General features: G+C 28.8%; 22 protein-coding genes and 1 pseudogene. 22 read left to right on the forward strand and 1 reads right to left on the reverse strand.

What is annotated here, in order from left to right; all coding sequences use genetic code 11:
• The first annotated feature begins 11 nt into the window (after positions 1-11).
• The 11 genes from HUU89_RS00510 (at position 12) to HUU89_RS00560 (ending at position 10,537) form a co-directional block, all read left to right on the forward strand.
• Positions 12-917 (forward strand): SDR family oxidoreductase, encoded by a 906-nt coding sequence (locus tag HUU89_RS00510; protein ID WP_147579973.1) that lies wholly within the window; start codon positions 12-14, stop codon positions 915-917.
• Positions 918-1,532: 615 nt separating this feature from the next.
• A complete protein-coding gene (locus HUU89_RS00515) occupies positions 1,533-1,727 on the forward strand; it encodes an excisionase (protein WP_009300576.1) in 195 nt (64 codons plus the stop codon).
• A 10-nt stretch (positions 1,728-1,737) separates the two neighbouring features.
• Positions 1,738-2,886, forward strand: a complete 1,149-nt coding sequence (locus HUU89_RS00520) for a tyrosine-type recombinase/integrase (protein WP_175300697.1) — start codon at positions 1,738-1,740, stop codon at positions 2,884-2,886.
• A 339-nt stretch (positions 2,887-3,225) separates the two neighbouring features.
• Positions 3,226-3,813, forward strand: a complete 588-nt coding sequence (locus tag HUU89_RS00525) for a TetR/AcrR family transcriptional regulator (protein WP_175300698.1) — start codon at positions 3,226-3,228, stop codon at positions 3,811-3,813.
• On the forward strand, positions 3,767-4,315 hold the full coding sequence (locus HUU89_RS00530; protein WP_175300699.1) for a response regulator: 549 nt from the start codon (positions 3,767-3,769) through the stop codon (positions 4,313-4,315). The genes HUU89_RS00525 and HUU89_RS00530 overlap by 47 nt, the downstream gene beginning before the upstream one ends.
• A gap of 123 nt (positions 4,316-4,438) precedes the next feature.
• Entirely contained in the window at positions 4,439-5,683 is a 1,245-nt protein-coding gene (locus HUU89_RS00535) for a diguanylate cyclase domain-containing protein (RefSeq protein ID WP_175300700.1), read from the forward strand.
• A 346-nt stretch (positions 5,684-6,029) separates the two neighbouring features.
• Positions 6,030-7,493, forward strand: coding sequence for a diguanylate cyclase domain-containing protein (locus HUU89_RS00540; RefSeq protein WP_175300701.1), 1,464 nt, complete (start codon positions 6,030-6,032; stop codon positions 7,491-7,493).
• Between the two features lie 95 nt (positions 7,494-7,588).
• Complete coding sequence (locus HUU89_RS00545) at positions 7,589-8,476, forward strand: DMT family transporter (RefSeq protein WP_175300702.1); 888 nt, start codon at positions 7,589-7,591, stop codon at positions 8,474-8,476.
• 18 nt (positions 8,477-8,494) lie between these two features.
• The gene (locus HUU89_RS00550; protein ID WP_175300703.1) at positions 8,495-9,358 is read left to right on the forward strand and encodes a LysR family transcriptional regulator; all 864 of its coding nucleotides are present in this window, start codon (positions 8,495-8,497) and stop codon (positions 9,356-9,358) included.
• A gap of 87 nt (positions 9,359-9,445) precedes the next feature.
• Entirely contained in the window at positions 9,446-9,730 is a 285-nt protein-coding gene (locus HUU89_RS00555) for an HAD family hydrolase (RefSeq protein ID WP_175300704.1), read from the forward strand.
• Positions 9,731-9,787: 57 nt separating this feature from the next.
• The gene (locus HUU89_RS00560; RefSeq protein ID WP_227392005.1) at positions 9,788-10,537 is read left to right on the forward strand and encodes an arginase family protein; all 750 of its coding nucleotides are present in this window, start codon (positions 9,788-9,790) and stop codon (positions 10,535-10,537) included.
• 10 nt (positions 10,538-10,547) lie between these two features.
• On the opposite strand, the gene HUU89_RS00565 is transcribed toward HUU89_RS00560, so the two are convergent.
• Positions 10,548-11,297, reverse strand: a complete 750-nt coding sequence (locus tag HUU89_RS00565; protein WP_175300705.1) for a MurR/RpiR family transcriptional regulator — start codon at positions 11,295-11,297, stop codon at positions 10,548-10,550.
• 142 nt (positions 11,298-11,439) lie between these two features.
• Between HUU89_RS00565 and HUU89_RS00570 the strand changes: the two genes are divergently transcribed.
• The 11 genes and pseudogenes from HUU89_RS00570 (at position 11,440) to HUU89_RS14835 (ending at position 20,880) form a co-directional block, all read left to right on the forward strand.
• Positions 11,440-12,912 (forward strand): glycoside hydrolase family 1 protein, encoded by a 1,473-nt coding sequence (locus tag HUU89_RS00570; RefSeq protein WP_175300706.1) that lies wholly within the window; start codon positions 11,440-11,442, stop codon positions 12,910-12,912.
• A 77-nt stretch (positions 12,913-12,989) separates the two neighbouring features.
• Positions 12,990-14,123 (forward strand): cysteine desulfurase family protein, encoded by a 1,134-nt coding sequence (locus tag HUU89_RS00575; RefSeq protein WP_175300707.1) that lies wholly within the window; start codon positions 12,990-12,992, stop codon positions 14,121-14,123.
• Positions 14,110-14,934: an ATP-binding protein gene (locus HUU89_RS00580; protein WP_175300708.1), complete on the forward strand. Its 825-nt coding sequence runs from the start codon at positions 14,110-14,112 to the stop codon at positions 14,932-14,934. Before HUU89_RS00575 ends, HUU89_RS00580 begins: the two co-directional genes overlap by 14 nt.
• Positions 14,924-15,598, forward strand: coding sequence for an AzlC family ABC transporter permease (locus tag HUU89_RS00585; protein ID WP_217498387.1), 675 nt, complete (start codon positions 14,924-14,926; stop codon positions 15,596-15,598). Before HUU89_RS00580 ends, HUU89_RS00585 begins: the two co-directional genes overlap by 11 nt.
• Entirely contained in the window at positions 15,591-15,905 is a 315-nt protein-coding gene (locus HUU89_RS00590) for a branched-chain amino acid transporter permease (protein ID WP_022001165.1), read from the forward strand. Before HUU89_RS00585 ends, HUU89_RS00590 begins: the two co-directional genes overlap by 8 nt.
• Before the next feature lie 93 nt (positions 15,906-15,998).
• Positions 15,999-16,799, forward strand: a complete 801-nt coding sequence (locus HUU89_RS00595; RefSeq protein WP_032091392.1) for an SDR family NAD(P)-dependent oxidoreductase — start codon at positions 15,999-16,001, stop codon at positions 16,797-16,799.
• A gap of 73 nt (positions 16,800-16,872) precedes the next feature.
• Positions 16,873-18,153: an amidohydrolase family protein gene (locus HUU89_RS00600; RefSeq protein WP_175300709.1), complete on the forward strand. Its 1,281-nt coding sequence runs from the start codon at positions 16,873-16,875 to the stop codon at positions 18,151-18,153.
• A gap of 10 nt (positions 18,154-18,163) precedes the next feature.
• Positions 18,164-18,943: an HAD-IIB family hydrolase gene (locus HUU89_RS00605; RefSeq protein ID WP_175300710.1), complete on the forward strand. Its 780-nt coding sequence runs from the start codon at positions 18,164-18,166 to the stop codon at positions 18,941-18,943.
• A gap of 55 nt (positions 18,944-18,998) precedes the next feature.
• Positions 18,999-19,421 (forward strand): L-2-amino-thiazoline-4-carboxylic acid hydrolase, encoded by a 423-nt coding sequence (locus HUU89_RS00610; RefSeq protein ID WP_175300711.1) that lies wholly within the window; start codon positions 18,999-19,001, stop codon positions 19,419-19,421.
• A 20-nt stretch (positions 19,422-19,441) separates the two neighbouring features.
• A complete protein-coding gene (locus HUU89_RS00615) occupies positions 19,442-20,371 on the forward strand; it encodes an acyl-CoA thioester hydrolase/BAAT C-terminal domain-containing protein (protein WP_175300712.1) in 930 nt (309 codons plus the stop codon).
• A gap of 125 nt (positions 20,372-20,496) precedes the next feature.
• Positions 20,497-20,880 (forward strand): annotated as a pseudogene (locus tag HUU89_RS14835) (winged helix-turn-helix transcriptional regulator).
• The last annotated feature ends 63 nt before the right edge of the window (positions 20,881-20,943 follow it).

Raw genomic sequence — 20,943 nt, forward strand, 5'->3', positions numbered from 1 at the left:
AGGAATTTATTATGGAAATTAAAGAATTATTTGGTTTTGAAGGAAAGAATGTAGTTATTACTGGTGCGGCAAGTGGTATGGGAAAAGCTGCTTGTGAATTGCTGATTGAATTAGGCGCTAATGTTTATGCTGCTGATTTAAATCCTATTGATTTACCTGTCAAAAAAGCATTTCAAGCTAATTTAGGAGAAAAAGAAGAAATCGAAAAATTAGTTGATCAATTGCCAAATGACATTGTTGCTTTTTATTCATGTCAAGGTATTTCTCATTTTCCTGGTAGAGAATATTTAGTTTCAAAAGTTAATTTCTTAGGGCAAAAGTATATGACGGAATTACTTTTACCAAAAATTTCTGATTATGGAAGTATTACTTATATTTCATCTGTTGGTGGTTTTGGATGGGAAAGAAACTATCAAAACTGTTTAGATTTAATTAATCAAAAAACATGGGATGAATCAATGGAATGGTATAAAAACCATGAAGAGTTATTTATTGCGAAAGATAATAATGCTTTAGATTATACTTTTGCAAAACAATGTTTATTATCATATGTTAATGCAAAATGTATGGATAAACAATTTATTGGAAGATACATTAGAATTAATGCAATATGTCCTGGTGATACTACAACAGGATTGACAGATGATTTTAATAAATCAACTGGTAACGGTAATGCTGAAGCAGGTGCAAAAGCTATTGAACAAATTTTCTTATCAAGTTGGAATGGTTTTGCTGCTGAACCTAAGGATCAAGGCTATCCTTTAGTTGCATTGGGGAGTAAACTTTGTTCATACATATCTGGACAAAAACTTTATATCGATTATGGTTTAACATCATCCTGGACACATATGGGATTATGTGGTACATCAATGGGTTCAGCTCAAGAAGCGTCACAAAAAACAACAGAAAATAAATAATTTTGAGAGATTGTTTTAAAAATATAGTAGGATAATAAAGAAAAATCTAGCAAATAAATAGAAAAAGAATAATGAGACAGTATAACTGAAGCATTGTTCTTTTTTTTGTTAGACTTATATATGGAAAAATTCTATAGCAAAATAATTTAAAACATGAAAACTGTCTTTACAAGAAGATTTGGGTATGAAAATTACTATAAATTGAAGCATTAAAAAAGTATTAGAAAATTAGTAAAAATGATGCACGAAATTTAAGAGTTTTATCAGTATAGTGAAGGGATTGAAATAACCCTAGAGAGAACCTTGAAAATTGAATAAAGGCAATATCAATACATACCTGATTATTAAATCGAAAATAATGATACTCATGATTAGCCTTAATTCGAGCGTTAAAAGCGTCGCAAATATAGGAATCGTACAGGATAAAACAAATTGAAACCTGTTTGTTATTAAACAAGTGCTCTGTTAAAAAAGGTTATACAGAGATTGATATTTATAATTTGTACAGTTGAATATTTCAAATAATTCGTTCAACATTTTTTGAAATATCGCAATTTTGTACATTACTAATTTCTTGAATTTTTTCTTATGATTTAAACGAAGGAGGAAATTAATATGGATAACAATAAAGATGAAAAAATACTACTAACATTAAAGGAAGCAGCAAATTATTTTGGTATTGGAATTAATACATTAAGGAGACTTACTAATAAACATACCAATTTATGTATTTTTAATGGAAATAGAAGAATGATCAAGAGACCAACCATGGAAAAGTGGTTACTTAATCATAATGTTTTTGATTGTTAGGTGAAATGTTATGGGAAAAGATTTAAGGAATAAAGAATTAGGACTAGGCATAAGTCAAAGAAAAGATGGAGTATATGTAGCTCGTTTTACTAATAGAGCAGGAAAACGTATCTTTTTTTGTGATACAAACTTAAGTTTGTTGAGAAGAAAGTTTGAAAAGGCTAAAGTTGAAGATTATGAAAACAGAAGTGTTGCTAGTGGATCTTATACCTTAAAAGAATGGTACAACTTTTGGATAAAAAATTATAAAATACCGAATGAAGTTACACCTCAATATATAGAACATTTGAATGCGACATTTAATAAATATATTCTATTAAAAGATAGGGGAAATATTGATTTACGTGATCTGAGAAATATCGATATTCAATTAATGGTTAATGAAGCAAAAGAAAATTCAATTAGTGCATCTAGAAATTTATTATCTATATTAAAACAAATGTTGGAGTTGGCTTATGAAAATGATTTAATTGTAAAAAATCCAGCCAAAAGTGTACACATAAAAAAGCCTAAAAGGAAAAGTACTGAATCTATGTCTAGAAAAGATGAAAAAATGCTTTTAAAGCATATAAGTTCTCAACAAGTCAGGGATATGGTTTTGATGATGTTAAATACTGGACTAAGAATTAGTGAATTATTAGGTTTATCTTTTGATGAAGTAAATTTAGAAGAAAGGTATATTGAAATTGGTCATCAATTATCTTACAAAAGAAATGAAGAACGTGAATATATTTTTACGCAAACTAAAAATAAAAAGAAAAGGATAATTCCAATTAATGATGTAACATTTGAAATATTAAATAGAGTTATAAAAAAAAGAGAAAAACAATTAGGAAAAACATATAGAGGTAAGGGTGCCATAAGTGATCAATTAGTATTTGTTACAGTTTATGGTGATGCATATTGCCGATCTGGATTTAATAGTACTCTTAATTATTCAATAAATAAAACTTTAAAATCAGGGTATGAGTTTGAATGTCCAAGATTATCTCCACACATATTCAGACATACTTTTGCAACAAGATGTTTGGAGGCAGGTATGTCACCAAATACAGTAAGCTCATTGTTAGGACATGGAACAATTAGAATGACACTTTCTTATGTACACAATAGTCCTGAAAAATTCAAAGAAGATACGTCTTTATTGAATAGAATTTAACTGTTTTTGCTGGCATTGAGTTGGTATTGAGAAAATTTAATCTTAAAAAGCATTGATTTTATGGGTGTTTTTTTGATGATTCACCACATTCTTGTAAACATTGTCGTTAAATAAAATATTACAAATGTTTAAGTAGAGATACGTCTCAAAAACCTTGAAAATCAAGTTTTTTGAAAAAGTGTCTCTACTTTTTTGTGAATATATGTATTTTTTTTGGTGACAAATAAAATCTTTATAAGAATGTCATGAAATAATGATTAAAGCTTGGAAATTGTTAAATTTTTATTGTTTAAACTAACGATAGGTAGCAATATAACTAACATAAGGAAGTGAATGGATATGGAGAGGAAAGAAGAAATTATTCAGGCGACATTTATGTTAGCGTCTAAAAATGGAATAGACAATGTTTCAATGTCACAAATAGCGACGCAATTAGGGATAAAGGAACCATCATTGTATAATCATTTCCGTTCGAAGGATGAAATTGCAAAGGCAATGTATGATTATTTAAGAACACAAGCAAAAGAAAAACTAAAAATAACGGATCTTGATTATGGAAAACTTGTCAAAGATAAAAGTCTAGAAGAAGTTTTAAAATTAGCGGTTCATAATTATTGTAAGATGAGTACACAAAGTGAAATGTTTTCATTTTATAAAATCATTTATTCAACACGTGCTACAAATTGTATGGCTGCCCAAATTATGTGTGAGGAAACAGAAAAAATGCTTTTAGAAACAAAAAATCTTTTTTATGCATTACAAGTTCATCAAAAAATATTTGTAAAAGACATTGATCAGGCAGCTATCTCTTTTACAATGACAATACATTCTTTGATTGATTATCAATTAGATAGGAAAAGTTGCAGGAACTGGACTAGGAATGTCTATTGTCAAAAAGCTTGTAGATGTAATGAATGGAAGTATTGAGGTTGAAACAGAACTAGGTAAGGGAACGAAATTTACCCTGATTTTACAACACAAGGTTGCTGATAATAATTTATTTTTGACAAAGATAGATATGTCTTTAGTTGATGAACAACAAATTTTACAAGGGAAACACGTTTTATTGGCTGAAGATAATGATTTGAATGCAGAAATAGCGATAATGATTTTAGAAGCTATGGGATTAATAGTTGAATGTATTGAAGATGGGATTCAATGTGTGGCTAAAATGGAACAAATGCCTGCTAAAAACTATGATTTGATTTTAATGGATGTTCAAATGCCTCATATGGATGGCTATAAAGCAACGGAAACAATTAGAGAATTATCTGATGAAGGAAAGGCTCATATTCCAATTGTTGCTTTAACTGCTAATGCTTTTGAAGAAGATAGAAAAATGGCAATTTCAAAAGGAATGAATGATCATATCGCTAAACCAATTGATGTAAAAAAGGTTGAGGAAGTTATTATTTCTGTTTTAAAATAATATTTTCAATAAAAAGAAAAAGGGTGTTATTTATCTAAAATCACATATTCTTCTCTTTTTTAGATATATTCATTGAATTTTTCTGCTTCTTTTTTTAAAATAAAACCATATCGAGGGGAAAACATGCAAAATAGTAAAATAACAATGAAAGAACTTTTATATAAAATGGCTTGTTATCAAGAACTATATCCAAATGTACATCTTTTTGAAAAAACAGATTTAAATCAAATGAACTCTAATTTTTTAAGCAGTACAATAGAAGCATTTCGTTTAAAAAAAGATTGTACAAAATTAGAATATTGCAAAGATAAACTTTATCATGTCATTTCTAAATACTATGTTGTAGATCAAAAAGAATATGTAATGGAAATTATTTGTTGTTTAGACGAACAACTAGAGTTATCGCGACAAGAAAATAGCAATCTTATTTTAAAGTATTTGGGTAAACACGATGATTTTTATTTAGATGTATTAACAGGTGCTTATAATAGACGTTTTTATGAAGAAAAAATAAAACATCAAACAACTCCTGCAGGAATTGTTATGCTCGATGTGGATGATTTTAAGATTTATAATGATACATTTGGTCATGATTTCGGAGATAGGGTTCTTAAAATGATTGTTGAACATATTAAGAATTCACTTAGAAATCAAGACAAACTTATTCGCTATGGTGGAGATGAATTCATTATTTATTTGCCAAATATTGAAAAAGAAGATCTTTATTTAATTATGCAAAATATTTTAAAAAATATTCATCATGCAACAATCAAAGGGTATGAAAGTGTTCAATTTTCTATGAGTGCAGGGATTACAATGTATCAAACAGGGACAATTGAAGAAGCAGTTTCTTTGGCAGATCATTTATTATACCACGCTAAAAGAAAAAAGAATTGTATATTTACAGAATTAGATCATCAGTATTATTCTGATAGAAATGATACTAAACAAACAATTCTTATTGTTGATGATTCTGAGTTAAATCGTGCAATTCTTTATGAAGTATTAAAAGATGATTTTTATTTATTGGAAGCTACAAATGGGCAAGAATGTATTGACTATATTAAACAATATGGTTCGGGAATTTCTTTGATTTTATTAGATATTATTATGCCTGAAATTGATGGCTTTGATGTTTTACAATGGATGGAACAAGAAAAATGGTTAGATGATATACCTGTTATTTTAATTTCAAGTGAAGATTCAGCAAATATCATTAATAAGGGTTTTGTGATGGGAGCATCTGATTACATTAAAAGACCTTTTGATTATCGAATTGTTTATCGACGTGTTTATAATATAATTAAACTCTACGCTAAACAAAAAAGATTAATGGATTTATTAAAAAAACAAGTAGAAAAGAACTAAACGTTATTAATGATTTTATCGTATTGAATTTGGAAAATATATTTGATTTTTATCATAATGTTTTTATGGACAGGATAAACATCACAGTGGTCAAACTTTAAGGTTTATCCTTTTTTCTGTAAATTATTTTGATTTTAAGAAGATGATATAACATTTGTGAAAATAATAGAATAGTTAAAAAAGTTGATAACCAACAGAAAAAGCCAAAAGTTGATTTCCTGAGTTATTTGTAGCTCAAGAAATCCTCAAGTTTTTCAATTAATTGAATTATAGCGATGCTATAATTTTTTTTATTAAAATCTTTGTTTAAATATGGTAAAATATTTTAAAGGAAGTTGGTGACGATATGAAAAGAAAAGCAATTTATAAACTTTCTTTTAAAGAATATTTAAAAGCAATGATGATTTTTATTGTTTTTATAATGATTTGTTCTATTTCGTTTTTCTTTTATATAAAAAAAGATATAGAAAATGAATCTGTTAATAAAGTGGTTGTTAAGACAGAAAAACAAACTGAAAGTTTAAAACAGTATATAGATATTCAATATCGATATCTTGAAGGTATTGGTAATCATATAAGTCAGCAAGATTTATTTTGCGAAGATAATATAAATTTAATTCATTCCATTAAAGAATATACAAAATTAGAAAATGTTGGAATTATTGATAAAAATGGAGAAAGTCATTATGATAATGGTGCCGTAAAGAATGTAAGTCATCGTGAATATTTTCAAGAAGCACTAAAGGGAAATAGAGTCTTAAGTGCTCCACTTGAAAGTGTTATTGCAGGGAAGACACGTGTTATTATAGCGGTACCTATTTATGATCAACAAAAAGAAATTGTAGGAGTTATAGGTGGTAGCTATGATATCGGGGATCTAAATAAAATTGTTTTTAGAGGTATTTATGATGGAAAAGGATCGGCCTTTCTTGTTTCTAAAGAAGGGCAGTTGATTACTTATGATAATGCTGTTAAAAATAAAGATTTTTTAGCTTCTGAAAGTATTTATAGTTATTTTGCTGAATACAATGTTTTATCTCCGGATGATCTTCAAAGTTTAAAACAAAAATTTATTAAACAAGAAAAAGGTTATATGACTTTAAATCATAATAATAAAACATCTTATATGGCTTATTATCCATTAAAAATCAATGATTGGATCATGTGTTATAGCATTGATGTAGATGTAGCACAGGAATCTTATACATTTATCATTTATGCTGAATATTTACTTTTTGCTTTATTTGTTTTTGCGTTAGTGATTTTGTTATTTACAATTTATAAAGTAAACAATAAACATCAAAAAAGATTATTAGAATTTACACGTATCGATGCATTAACAGGTATAAAAAATAAGGAAACATTGCAAAATGAAATTAGTACATATTTAAAAAATGACTCTTCTCAACAATTAGGGGCACTTTTTATGATCGATGTTGATAATTTTAAAACAGTAAATGATTTAAATGTCCATGTTATTGGTGATGAAGTTTTAAAAAACTTTGGCTCAATTTTAAAAGAGTCTTTTACAATAGAGGATATTGTAGGGCGTGCAGGTGGTGATGAATTTATTGTTTTTGTTAAAGATATTCAAGAGCATGGAAATGCGATAAATAAAGCCCAAGAAATATGTCAAAAGATAAGAAATATTGAAATTGACAATTTTAAAGGAACAATTTCTTGTAGTATTGGGATTGCCTTTTATCCTGAACATGGAACAACATTTAAAGGCTTGTATAATTTAGCTGATCAGGCTTTGTATCAAACAAAGAATCAAGGTAGAAATGGTTATACATGTTATACAAAATAATAAATTATAGATAAAAACTATCAAATTGATAATTTTTATCTATTTTTATTTATATAAATAGAAATGTATACTGTAGAACTAAGGGAGAGAAGAAAATGAAAAAATCTTATGTATATTTATTGACAACATTTATGTTATGGGGAAGTTTATATGTTGTCAGCCAATTTGTTTTAGGAAAGATTCCTACGTTTACAGTAGCAATGTTTCGCTATTTAATTGCTTTTATAGCACTAAGTTTAATCTCGTTAAAAAGTGAAAAAGAAAAAATAGAAAAAAGTGATTATAAATATTTCTTTATTATGGGATTTATTGGTTATTTTATTTCTGTTGATTGTCAACTTTTAGGAACTAAGATTGCCGGTGGATCAATGGCTTCACTTATTAATTCATTAAATCCAGTGATTATTAGTGTGATGGCAATGATTATTTTAAATGAAAAATTAGAAATGAATAAAATTGTTGGTATTGTATTATCGTTGGCTGGGGTTTATATGATTATAGGTACAGGAGCTAATATTCAGTTTTTAGGAGTTCTTATTTCTTTTATTGCAGTTATTGGTTGGGCTTTTATGTCTGTTATTTCAAGAAAGATTTCTAATAAATATAGTGCATTAACACTTACAAAAGTATCAATGTTGATTGCAACAATTTGTAATATCCCCGTGTCATTTTTAGAAGTACAAATGACACATCCTCTTATTCAAGTAGATTTAGGTGCTGTTTTAGGACTTGTTTATATGGGAGTTATTTGTACGGCATTTACGAATATTTTATGGAATAAAAGTTTATCATTATTGCCTGCTAATACTTGTAGTGCTTTTTATCCAATTCAAACATTAACTTCTTCATTTTTAGGAGTTGTTGTTTTTCATGAGGTTTTGACAACTTCATTTGTATTGGGATCAGCTTTTATTATCGTTGGTGTTTTAATTAGCTTATTATTTAAAAAACGTACTCGAAAAGGAAAAGAAGTCCTAGTATAATCATATTAGGTGATACACATGAATTTATATCAATTACGTTATTTTACAACATTAGCACAAGAAGAACATTATACAAAGGCAGCTTTAAAATTACATATTACTCAACCGAGTTTAACGCATGCCATTCATTTATTGGAAGATGAACTAGATGTTGTGTTGTTTGAAAAAAAGGGAAGAAATGTTGTTCTAACAAAGTATGGAAAACTTTTTTTAAAAGAAATCGAGCCAATTCTTAATCGTTTAAATGATTCTATAGAAAATATTAAACAAATTTCAAAAGGAAAAGAAACTTTAAATATTGGTTTTGTAAGAAGACTAGGGATGAGCTATATTCCCCAACTGATTTCTTCTTTTCAAAATGAAAATGTGACCTTTCAATGCCATAGTGGTTTTTCTTATGATCTTATTCATGATTTAAAGAAAAATGATTTAGATATTGTTTTTTGTTCCTATGTAGATGATCAAGATATATTTTTTAAACCTGTTATAACACAAGAGTTTTATGTAATCGTCAGTCTTAATCATCCACTTGCTAAAAATGATGAAATTGATTTAAAACAAATAGAAGATCTACCTTTTATTACTTTTACTAAAAATAGTGGAATTCGTCCAATGATCGATCATCTTTTAGAAAAGGCAAAAATACATCCTCATATATCAATGGAATTAGAGGAAGATGAAGTCGTTGGTGGTTTTGTAGGTCATGATTTAGGGGTAGCGATTGTTCCTGATATGGCAGTTTATGATTTGTTGCCAATCAAAAAAATAAAAATTAAAGATATAGATGAAAAACAAACATTTTATATGGCTTATTTAAAGAATACGCAAAAATCAAAAGCATTTCTTGAATTTATTGAGCATGTAAATTGTGATGTATTGTAGAAAAACAAGTCTTTTTTCTAAAATGGAAAGAGATTTTTTTTAATTGATTAAAAATGATACACTATCATTTGTAGTAGAGAAAGTCGTATGGAATATAAACTAATAGCTTTTGATATGGATGGAACATTATTAAATTCTAATAAACAAATTTCAAAGAAAACCCAAGAAGCAATTGCTAGAGCAGTTGCGCATAATAAAATTATGATTTTAAATATAGGAAGAAACCCTGCAGAGCTTGAAGAATTTTATGATATTTTACCAGGTGTTCGTTATTTAAATTGTATCTCAGGCGCACTTGTTTATGATTTAAAAGAAAAGAAAGCCTTATATCAAAAAAGTTTTGATGAAGATATTTTGAAAAATATTTATTAAAAGAGTAACGGAAGTTACTTTTTTTATGCTAGGATAAAAACAAAGGAAGTGTTTAAGATGTTTAAAAAACAAAATAACATGACGGTCATGGATTTTACAGGAATTTATGAAAATGAAAAGTTTTATAAACATAAAAATATTAGATGGCTTGATTTACATGAATTACAAGGTGTTTATGGTTATTGTAGTCAAGAAGCAAGAAGAACAATAGAAGCTAAAATAAGTAATCTATCTCCTGAAGGTATACATTTTATAGATTCTGGTAATTTTCATTATGTTAGTGAGTTTTGGATAGAAAAAATGAAACATGATTTTATTTTAGTTGTTTTTGATCATCATAGTGATATGATGCAACCGATGTTTGATGATATTTTAAGCTGTGGATCTTGGATTTTAAATAGTTTAGAAAATAATAAATATTTAAAAAAAGTGATTTTAATAGGTATTGATGAAAAACAGGTTTCATTGATTAAACGTCAAGATAAGGTTCTCTATTTAACAGATGATGATTTAGAAAATAGAGAAGTGTGGAAAAAAGTTGATGATTTATTACGTCAATATCCTTTATATATTTCAATTGATAAAGATGTTTTGAGTCAAAATGTTATTCAAACAGATTGGGATCAAGGTTCTATGCAACTCATGGAATTTAAAATATTACTCGCTTATTTATTTAAAAACAGTCAAACAATTGGAATTGATATTTGTGGAGAATGTGCTAATGAAGTAGGACAATTAAATGAAATTAAAGAAGATGATGCTTTTAATGAAAAAATACTTTCCTTTTTAAAAAAAGAAGAGGATTAAGTAAAAAGTCTTAATCCTCTTTTAAAGTATTATGAAACATATTTAAAAGTAATTCTACAAAGATTATAACAATCGATTGTAAATCAACAATTGATTGTTTTGATAAAGTATATCCTGGAAGAATAAGTGTATTTTCAATCAATAATTTAGGCTTTGGATTTAAAGTAATCATATATGTATTTTTAGAGGCGTTTGTAAGGTCAAAAAAACGAGAAACATTATTTTGATTACCTTCAATAGAAAAATAAATCAAAAGGTCATCTTCATGAATTGTATTATAAAGATGACTTGCTTGCATATAATCATAAGCAAAATAAGTATTAATACCTAAATCTTGTAATCCTAAAACTAAATGCTTTGCTGGTAAAGATGAATAATGAACACCAATGATATAGATGTTTTTGGTGTTTTTTATTTGTTTAATAAGTTGGTTGAGCTTATTTTGATCAATGTTATTGAATTGACGAATGACTGATAAATATTTAGATGTTAATTCATCAAATAGATTTTCAGAATTTACTTCAACATGTTCTTGATGCAAATAATGAAGCATGTCAAAACGAAAATCTTTATAACCTTTATAACCTAAAACTTGACAAAATCTTAAAATTCCAGAAGTTGAAACTTGACATAGTTCAGCAATTTTAGTAATCGTCGCTGTTTCAATAGCTGTAGGTTTTTGAACAATATAATCGTAAACTTTACGTTCTGTTTTAGAAAAATCATTTTTATGTAAGTGGATGGTTTCCATTAAGTTCATAGTCTCACCTCATGTTTATTTTATATAAAAATGATAAAATTGTCAAAATAATATGTAACTATTGACAAAAGAAAATAATAAGATTATGATTTGCTTGTAAAAATTATCAAAATAAAACGTAAAAAGTTACAAGGAGACTATTATGAAACAATTACCAGAAGGATTTTTATGGGGTGGCGCAACTGCTGATTTCCAATATGAAGGAGGATTCAATGAAGGAGGAAGAGGACTTTTATCACATGACTTTGAAACAGATGGATCAATGGAAAATCCAAGACATCATACATTTCAAATGCCTGATGGAACAATTTTAAAACCAAGAAGTTCATTTTTCTATGCTGATCCTGTTCCTAATGAAGCAAAGCCAGTTTTTTTAGATGATGAATATTATCCAAGTCATCAAGCGGTTGATTTTTATCATCATTATAAAGAAGATATTGCTCTAATGGCAGAAATGGGATTTAATGTTTTCCGTTTTAGTATTTGTTGGAGTCGTATTTATCCTTTGGGAGACGAAGAAACACCTAATGAAGAAGGATTAAAATTTTATGATGAAGTTATTTCGGAACTTGAAAAACATCATATGGAACCACTTATTACTATTTGTCATGATGAAATGCCAATGCACTTAGCTTTAAAATATGGTGGATGGTCAAATCGTTTTGTTATTGATTGTTATGTAAAATATTGTAAAACACTCTTTGAAAGATATGGAAAACGATGTAAATATTGGTTGACATTTAATGAAATCAATGCTGTTAGAGGATTTGGACCATGTGGAACAAAAGAAAGTGATGGAAAAGTGAGATATCAAGCAGATCATCATATGTTTGTTGCTAGTGCTAAAGCTGTTATTTTAGGACATCAAATGATGCCAGGTAGCATGTTTGGAACAATGTATGCAATGAGTGAACTTTATCCAGCAACGTGTAAACCAGAAGATATGTTTAAACGTCTTCAAGCAAGAAGAGAAAACTGGTATTTTATTGATACGATGGCAAGAGGTTATTATCATCCTTATGCTAAAAGTGTGTGGAAACATCATGGCTTTGATTCATTAGAAATCACAGAAGAAGATAAAGAAATTTTAAAAGAAGGACAATTAGACTTTGTTTCATTTTCTTATTATCGTTCAAATACAGTAAAAAAAGATGATCCATGGTTTAATGTTGGAGGTTCTTCAAATCCTTATTTAGAAAATACACCTTGGGGATGGCCTGTTGATCCACTTGGGCTTAGACATTGTATGAATGAAATTTATGATCGTATTCAAAAACCAATTTTTATCGTAGAAAATGGTATGGGAGCTATTGATCAAGCAGATGAAAATGGATATGTTGAAGATGATTATCGTATTGATTACTTACAAAAACATTTATCAGCTATGGCTGATGCGATTAATGAAGATGGTGTTGAATGTTTAGGATATACGATGTGGGCACCAATTGATCTTGTTTCTTTATCAACTGGAGAAATGAAAAAACGTTATGGATTTATTTATGTTGATATGGATGATAAAGGAAATGGAACTTTAAAACGTACAAAGAAAAAATCATTTAATTGGATGAAACATATTATTGAAACAAATGGGGAAGCCCTTGATGAAAAACTCTAGCAATCAGCTAGAGTTCTTTTCATTATTGACACTTCTTTATAATTCCTATAATATTAGTAGGAAAAGAGAGGTACCTTATGATTTATTTAGACTATGCAGCCAATACACCAATAGAAAAAGAAGTACTTGATACGTATTATCAAGCAACCATGAAATATTTTGCTAATCCTAATGCAAGTCATACACTAGGATTACAAGCAAAAGAAGTTATTGATCAAACAACAAAGCACATTGCTGAACAATTACATGTCTTACCTGAAGAAATCATTTATACATCAGGAGCTAGTGAAGCCAATAACCTTGCAATCAAAGGTATTTTAGAAAGATATAAACATCGAGGTAAACATGTTTTAATTTCACCTTTAGAACATAATTCAATTTTATCAAGTCTTACAAAAATGCAAGAAAATGGTTTTATTGTTGAAATGATTCCTTTAAAAGAAGATGGACAAGTCAATGTTGAAAAAATGAAATCAATGATTCAAGAAGATACGATTTTAGTAAGCGTTTGTAGTGTGGATAGTGAACTTGGAATTAGACAACCGATTGAAGAAATTGGAGAAGTTTTAAAAGATTATAAATATTGTTTTTTTCATAGTGATGCTTCTCAAGCAATTGGTAAAGTAGCTATTGATTATCAAAATGTTGATTTGATTACTATTGCACCTCATAAGTTTTATGGTATGTTGGGAACTGGTATGTTAATTAAAAAGAAAAAAGTTGGTTTAAAAACACAAATTGATGGGGGAAAGTCAACAACTGTTTTTAGAAGTGGAACGCCTGAACTGGCACATATTGTATCGATTGAAAAAGCTTTAAAGATTGCTCTTTCCAAACAACAAGAACGAGAAATTTATGTAAAATCAATCAATCATCAAATGCTTGAACAATTAAAACAATATGATCAAGTATTAATAAATCGTACAAAATATTCTTTACCTCATGTTATTAATATTTCCTTAAAAGGAATGAAAGCTACAAAATTTGCACAAATGCTCGATCAACAAGGTATCTATATTTCTACTAAAACTTCATGTTGTCCTGTAGAAACACCTTCTAAAATGGTTTATGCGCTTTATCAAGATCGTCAAAGAGCGATGTCTTCTTTTAGAATTAGTTTATCGCATTTAACAACAGAAAAAGAAGTTCAAGATTTTCTAAAAATCTTTGATCAATGTTACAAGGAGTGCTTTGGAAATGGAAAAATATAAAGAAATAGAAAGAAGTATCATAAAAACATATCGTAAAGAAATTTGGTCTAAATTTATAAAAGCTGTTAAAAATTATCAACTTATCCAAGAAAATGATAAAATTATGGTTTGTATTAGCGGTGGAAAAGATTCTTTTTTAATGGCTAAGTGTATTCAAGAATTACAAAGACATGGGCGTGTTCCTTTTGAAGCTCATTATGTTGTGATGGATCCAGGATATAACAGTTATAATCGTGATTTTATTGAAGATAATGCAGATTTATTGAATGTACCTATTAAAATCTTTGAAAGTAATATTTTTGATGTGGTTTCAACAGTTGATAAAAGTCCATGTTATTTATGTGCAAAGATGAGAAGGGGCTATCTTTATAGTAAAGCACAAGAGTTAGGATGTAATAAAATTGCTTTAGGACATCACTTTGATGATGTGATTGAAACAATACTTCTTTCGATGTTTTATGGTTCTGAAATCAAAACGATGATGCCTAAATTACATAGTGAAAACTTTGAGGGATTAGAGCTTATTCGCCCTTTATATTTAGTAAAAGAAGAAAGTATTATTTCTTGGCGTAAACATAATGATTTGACTTTTATCAATTGTGCATGTCGTTTTACTGAAGGATGTTTTTTAATTAATGATGGAACAAGTAAAAGAAAAGAAGTCAAAGAACTCATTAAAACAATGAAACAAGTAAACCCAAATGTTGATCAAAATATTTTTAAAGCTTTAGATAATGTTAATTTAGATTGTATTTTAGGAACGAAAAAGGATAAAGTTAACCATAGCTTTTTAGAGGATTATGAAAAATAAAGAAATTATAAAAAAAGCTTTTGAAAAATCGATACCTATTATGTGTAGTTATCTTTTTGTATCGATTGCTTATGGAGTGATGATGAACGAAGCGGGCTTTTCTTGGTATGTAGCATTACTTGTGAGTTTTTTGATTTATACGGGTGCTTTTCAATTTCTTTTGATTACTTTATTAAGTGGGAGAACTTCTTTACTTACAATTGGTGTTACAGCTCTTTTAATGAATAGCCGACAACTTTTTTATAGTTTATCTTTTATAGATGTTTTTAATAAAATGAAGCAAAAATGGTATATGATTTTTACCATGACTGATGAAACTTATGCGGTTAATTGTAATCTAGAAGATCAAGATAAAGAACAAGTTATGTTTTATGTCGCACTTTTTTCAAGATGTTATTGGCTTATTGGAACTGTTTTAGGAGCGGTACTTGGTAATTTGATTCCGTTTGATTTAACAGGAATTGATTTTTGTATGACAGCCTTGTTTATTATTATTTTTATGGATCAATTAGAGAAAAATAAAGATCATTTTCCTGCTGTTGTAGGAATTGTTATCGCTATTATTTGTTTGATTGTTTTTGGCAGTCAAAACTTTATGTTACCTTCATTGATTATTTCTTCAATGATTTTACTTGTTAAACAAGGAGGAACATCTTATGAATAGTTATGTACTTTCAGCAATTATTCTTTCTGCTTTAATTACTTTTTTATTAAGAGCTTTTCCTTTTCTTTTATTTAAAGAAAAAGAACTTCCTAAATGGTTAGAAAAACTAGAAAAGCATTTACCAATGACTATTATGGCAGTTCTTATTGTTTATTGTCTAAAAGATTTAAAAACGCAATTAACAACACTTTTTATTCCTTATCTTTTAGCGTGTTTAACAGTTGTTTTTACTTATAAATGGAAAAAGAATACTTTTTTAAGTATTATTTTATCAACTCTTGTTTACATGATTTTTATCCGTCTATAGTTTGTTAAAAATATCACAAGCTATAGATTTTTTATTTTGGTAGTGCTATAATTATATTAACACTTAAAAATTGTATTTAAGGAGGAAATATAAATGGGATTTTTAACAGGTAAAACAGCAATTATTACAGGAGCAGGACGTGCTGTCTTAGAAGATGGAAGTTGTGGTTCTATTGGTTATGGAATTGCGACAGCTTATGCTAAAGAAGGAGCTAATCTTGTCATTACAGGACGTAATGTTAAAAAATTAGAAGCTGCTAAAGAAGAATTAGAAAGATTATATGGTATCAAAGTTTTAACAGTTCAAGCAGATGTCAATGCTGGTGCTGATAATGAAGCCGTTGTTAACAATGTTGTTAAACAAGCAATGGATACTTATGGAAGAATCGATGTTTTGATCAATAATGCGCAAGCATCAGCATCAGGAGTAACATTAGCTGATCATACAACAGAACAATTTGATCTAGCAATGTATTCAGGACTCTATGCAGCCTTCTATTATATGAAAGCATGTTATCCATATTTAAAAGAAACAAAAGGATCAGTTGTCAACTTTGCTTCAGGAGCAGGATTATTTGGAAACTATGGACAATGTTCATATGCTGCTGCCAAAGAAGGAATCCGTGGATTAACACGTGTAGCTGCTAATGAATGGGCAAAAGATGGAATCAATGTCAATGTGGTATGTCCTTTAGCTTGGACGGCACAATTAGAACAATTTGAAAAAGCATATCCAGAAGCCTTCAAAGCAAATGTTAAAACACCACCAATGGGACATTTTGGAAATAATGAATTAGAAATTGGGCGTGTCTGTGTACAACTTGCTAATCCTGATTTTAAATATATGACAGGAGAAACACTTACATTAGAAGGTGGACTTGGTTTAAGACCTTAATAATTAATCACTCTTAGGAGTGATTTTTTTATGTATTCTTTTATAATGAATATATAGGAAAGAAGGAATGGTTATGAAGTATGCATTAATTAATGGAAAAATTTTAAATGGTCATCAGGATATGGAAGTAGAAACAGGGAAAGCAATTTTTATTGAAAATGAAAAAATTGTGGCTATTGAACCTTATCGTAATTTAGATAAATCTTATCAAATTATTGATTTACAAGGAAAATATATTTTACCAGGACTCATCAACATGCATGTTCATCTTGCAGGAAATGGAAAACCACAAAAGAAACAAAAAGATAATGAAAAGACAGTTAAAATGTTGATGTCTAATCCATTGTCACGAAAAATTACGTATAAAGTGGTTTCTAATTTCGCTAAGATCGAATTAATGAGTGGGGTAACAACAATTCGTACAGTTGGAGGAATTGCTCATTATGATTCTAAATTAAGAGATGAAATTTTAAAGAGAAAAGTTATTGGTCCAAGAATTGTTGCCAGCAATGAGGGAATTTCTGTTCCTCATGGTCATATGGCAGGATCAGTCGCCATTGCTGCCCATAATAATGAAGAAGCTCTAGCTTTAGTGGATAAAGCAAAAAGTCAAAATGTTGATTTGATTAAACTTATGATTACTGGTGGGGTTTTAGATGCAAAAGAAAAAGGTGTGCCTGGCGAATTAAAAATGCCTCCTGAAATGGTAAAAGCTGTTTGTGATAGAGCGCATCAACTTGGTTATAAAGTAGCTGCTCATGTTGAATCATCTGAAGGGGTACGAGTAGCTTTAGAAAATGGTGTTGATTCGATTGAACATGGAGCAAAATTAGATGATGAAATGATTGCTTTATTTAAAGAAAAGAAGGCTTTTTTATGTACGACGATTTCACCAGCACTTCCGTTTGCGTTGTTTGATCCAAGTATTTCCAATGTTTCAGAAATAGAAAAATACAATGGTGAACTCGTTTTCAATGGTATTATTGATTGTGCAAAGCAAGCATTAGAAAATGATATACCTGTTGTTTTAGGAAATGATGTAGGATGTCCATGGGTGAGTCAATATGACTTTTGGCGAGAACTTTATTATTTCCATAAATATATTGGTGTTTCTAATCGTTTTGCTTTATATACAGCAACTTCACTTGCTTCTAAATACGCTGGTCTTGAAAATATTACAGGAAGTATTGATGTTGGTAAGGATGCAGATATGATCGTTGTAAGTGAAAATCCTTTAGATGATTTAAAAGCTTTAAGATATGTTGAAAAAGTATTTACACGTGGTAAATTAATTGATTATCCAAAGGTAAAAATCAATAAAACAGTAGAAACAGAATTAGATAAGTATTTATAAGGAGTTAGTTATGAACAGAAAATTTTTCTTTTTTGACATTGATGGAACATTAGCAGTAGGAACACCAGGAAGACAATACATTCCTGAATCAACAAAAAAAGCAATTCGCATGTTAAAAGAACAAGGTCATTTTGTGGCTATTGCGACAGGAAGAAGTTATGCAATGGCAGTTGATCATATGAGAAGTCTAGGTTTTGAAAATATGGTGAGTGATGGTGGTAATGGAATTACAATTGATAATGAACTTATTACCATTAAACCATTAGACTATCAAAAATGTTTAAATCTCATAGATGAATGTAAAGAAAAAGGATTTATTTGGGCTATTTCACCAGATAATAAAACAAGAAGATTAGCTCCAGATTCTCGCTTTTATGACTTTACACACGATGTTTATATGGATACAGAAGTTGTAGAGGGGTTAGATCCTAGAAATTATGATCAAATCTTTAAAGTCTATGTAGCTTGTTTTGCACCTGAGGAACAAAAATTAGAAACACTAAAAGAATTACCTTGGTGTCGTTTCCATAAAGAATATTTATTTGTAGAACCAGGTGATAAATCAGTTGGTATTAAAATGATGGTTGATCATTTTAAAGGTGATTATAAAGATGTCGTTGTTTTTGGTGATGAAAAAAATGATTTAAGTATGTTTAGAGATGAATGGACAAGTATTGCGATGGGAAATGCTATTGATGAATTAAAAGAAAAAGCAACTTATGTAACTACACCATGTGATCAAGATGGTATTTACAATGCATGTGTACATTTTGGGTGGATCCAAGAATAATTTCATTTTTTCTAAAAAAGTTGAAAAACTTCAAGAGTTTGTGACACATTTATTTATGGGACCTTTTGAAAAGTTAGAAAAGATATTTAATTTAAATAGAAGTTTTGATATGTGGCTCATTGATAAAGTTTTTCATATTGTTGGTCATAAAGATCGAAAACAATATCTTCAATATCCTGCAACTTTTTGTAATGTATCAAAGCCTTATGATAAAGAAAATCACGTGGCAAGGTATCATTTTTTACAATGTCCTAATGCCGAGTTTGCGAAGAAATATAATTTAATGCATGTACTTCCACTATTTTGTAATGCTGATTATTGGGGAATCAGCCAACTTCATGGAACACTTATTCGTCAAGGAACTTGTGGAAACTGTGATAAGTGTGATTATTGTATTGTTGGTAGTAAAAATCCAATGGCAAAGAAATACGAAATAGTAAAAGATGAAAACGGATTTTTAGTGAGTCAAAAGATTTAATGATATGTTGGAGGAAAATCATGGAAAAATTATTTTTTGATACAGAAAAAGATGGTTTCTATGGGACTTATTATATAAACCCCAAGGAATCTCATTGTGCAATGATTGGAATGTTTGGGGATGATCCTAATGATTATATGGCAAAATGTGGTGCTAAATGGCTTCATAAAAATGGTGTCAATGTTCTTTGTATGTCACCGGGTAAGAAAGATTATAGTCATGTCAATTATCCGTTAGAAAGAATAGAAACAGCGATTCAATGGTTAAAAAATAACGGAAATAAAAAAATTGGTATTGTAGGAATGAGTACAACGGGGATGGATGCACTTGTGGCTGCTTCATTTTTTTCGGATATTACTTTGACCTTTGCACTTACACCAAGTGATTTTATATGGCAAGGATTTGAACAAGGGAATAAAGATGGTTGTAAAGAATGGCCAATTCCCGGTGCATCAACACTTTCTTGGAAAGGGCAACCTTTAGCGTATATGCCATTTGTGTATGAACATCCAATTTATTGGCAAAAGGTTGAAGAAGAAACAAAAGGTTCTGGAGATATTGAACGAAGCACATGTTTATTCATTGATTCTGAAAAAGCAAGAGAACATACAGAGGAAGAAATGATTAAAGTTGAAAATATAAAAGGAAGTTTATTTCTTGTTGGGGCAGATGATGATTCTTTCTGGGAAACAGGAAAATATATTCGACGTATGGATCAACGTTTAAAAACACATCTTCACAGTTGTGAGTATACAACGCTTGTTTATGAACACGGAACATATTTTGTTTTACCAGAATCTTTACTTCGTAAAGCTTTACCGATAGGGCTTAAATTTGTTTTACGTTTTATTTTTAAAGCGGCTAAAGATTATCCTAATGAATGTGAAGCAACAAGAAAAGATATTGATGAAAAACTTTCAAATGCTTTAGAAAAATGGTGTAAAGAATAAAATTAAATGATGAGAATACGGAGTATATAGCTCCGTATTTTTTAAACTATGAAATTTAATAGTTACTAAAAAAAAGAATACCTTTAATTTATAATTTAAAAAAAGAGATTGAAGGTGATTTTTAGATGGCAAAATATAAGAAAAAATTAGATGATGATATACGTTGTCCTCTTGAATATGGACTTACCTTATTTGGTGGAAAATGGCGTTCACGTATTATCTGTGTATTATTCGCTCATAAAAAATTACGATATAGTGAAATTCGCAAAGAAATGTATAATATTCCAGATGCAGTACTGGCATCAACGTTAAAAGATTTAATAGAAGATGGTCTTATTGGTTGAAAATCTTATGATGAAATTCCACTAAGGGTCGAGTATTCTTTAACGGAAAAGGAGGTATCTGTTGTTCCAATTCTACAAAGTATTTGTAAGTGGTTAGGAATTTTTTATAAAGAAGATAATGAAAATGAAATGGTTCAATGTCAAAAATGTGATCACCATGGATAGGAGAAAGTATGTTAAAATATACAGAAGAAAAAATATTTACACAAGAACAAGTACAACAATTAT

The sequence above is a fragment of the Faecalibacillus sp. H12 genome (assembly GCF_013361255.1).
Taxonomy (GTDB): Bacteria; Bacillota_I; Bacilli_A; order Erysipelotrichales; family Coprobacillaceae; genus Faecalibacillus; species Faecalibacillus intestinalis.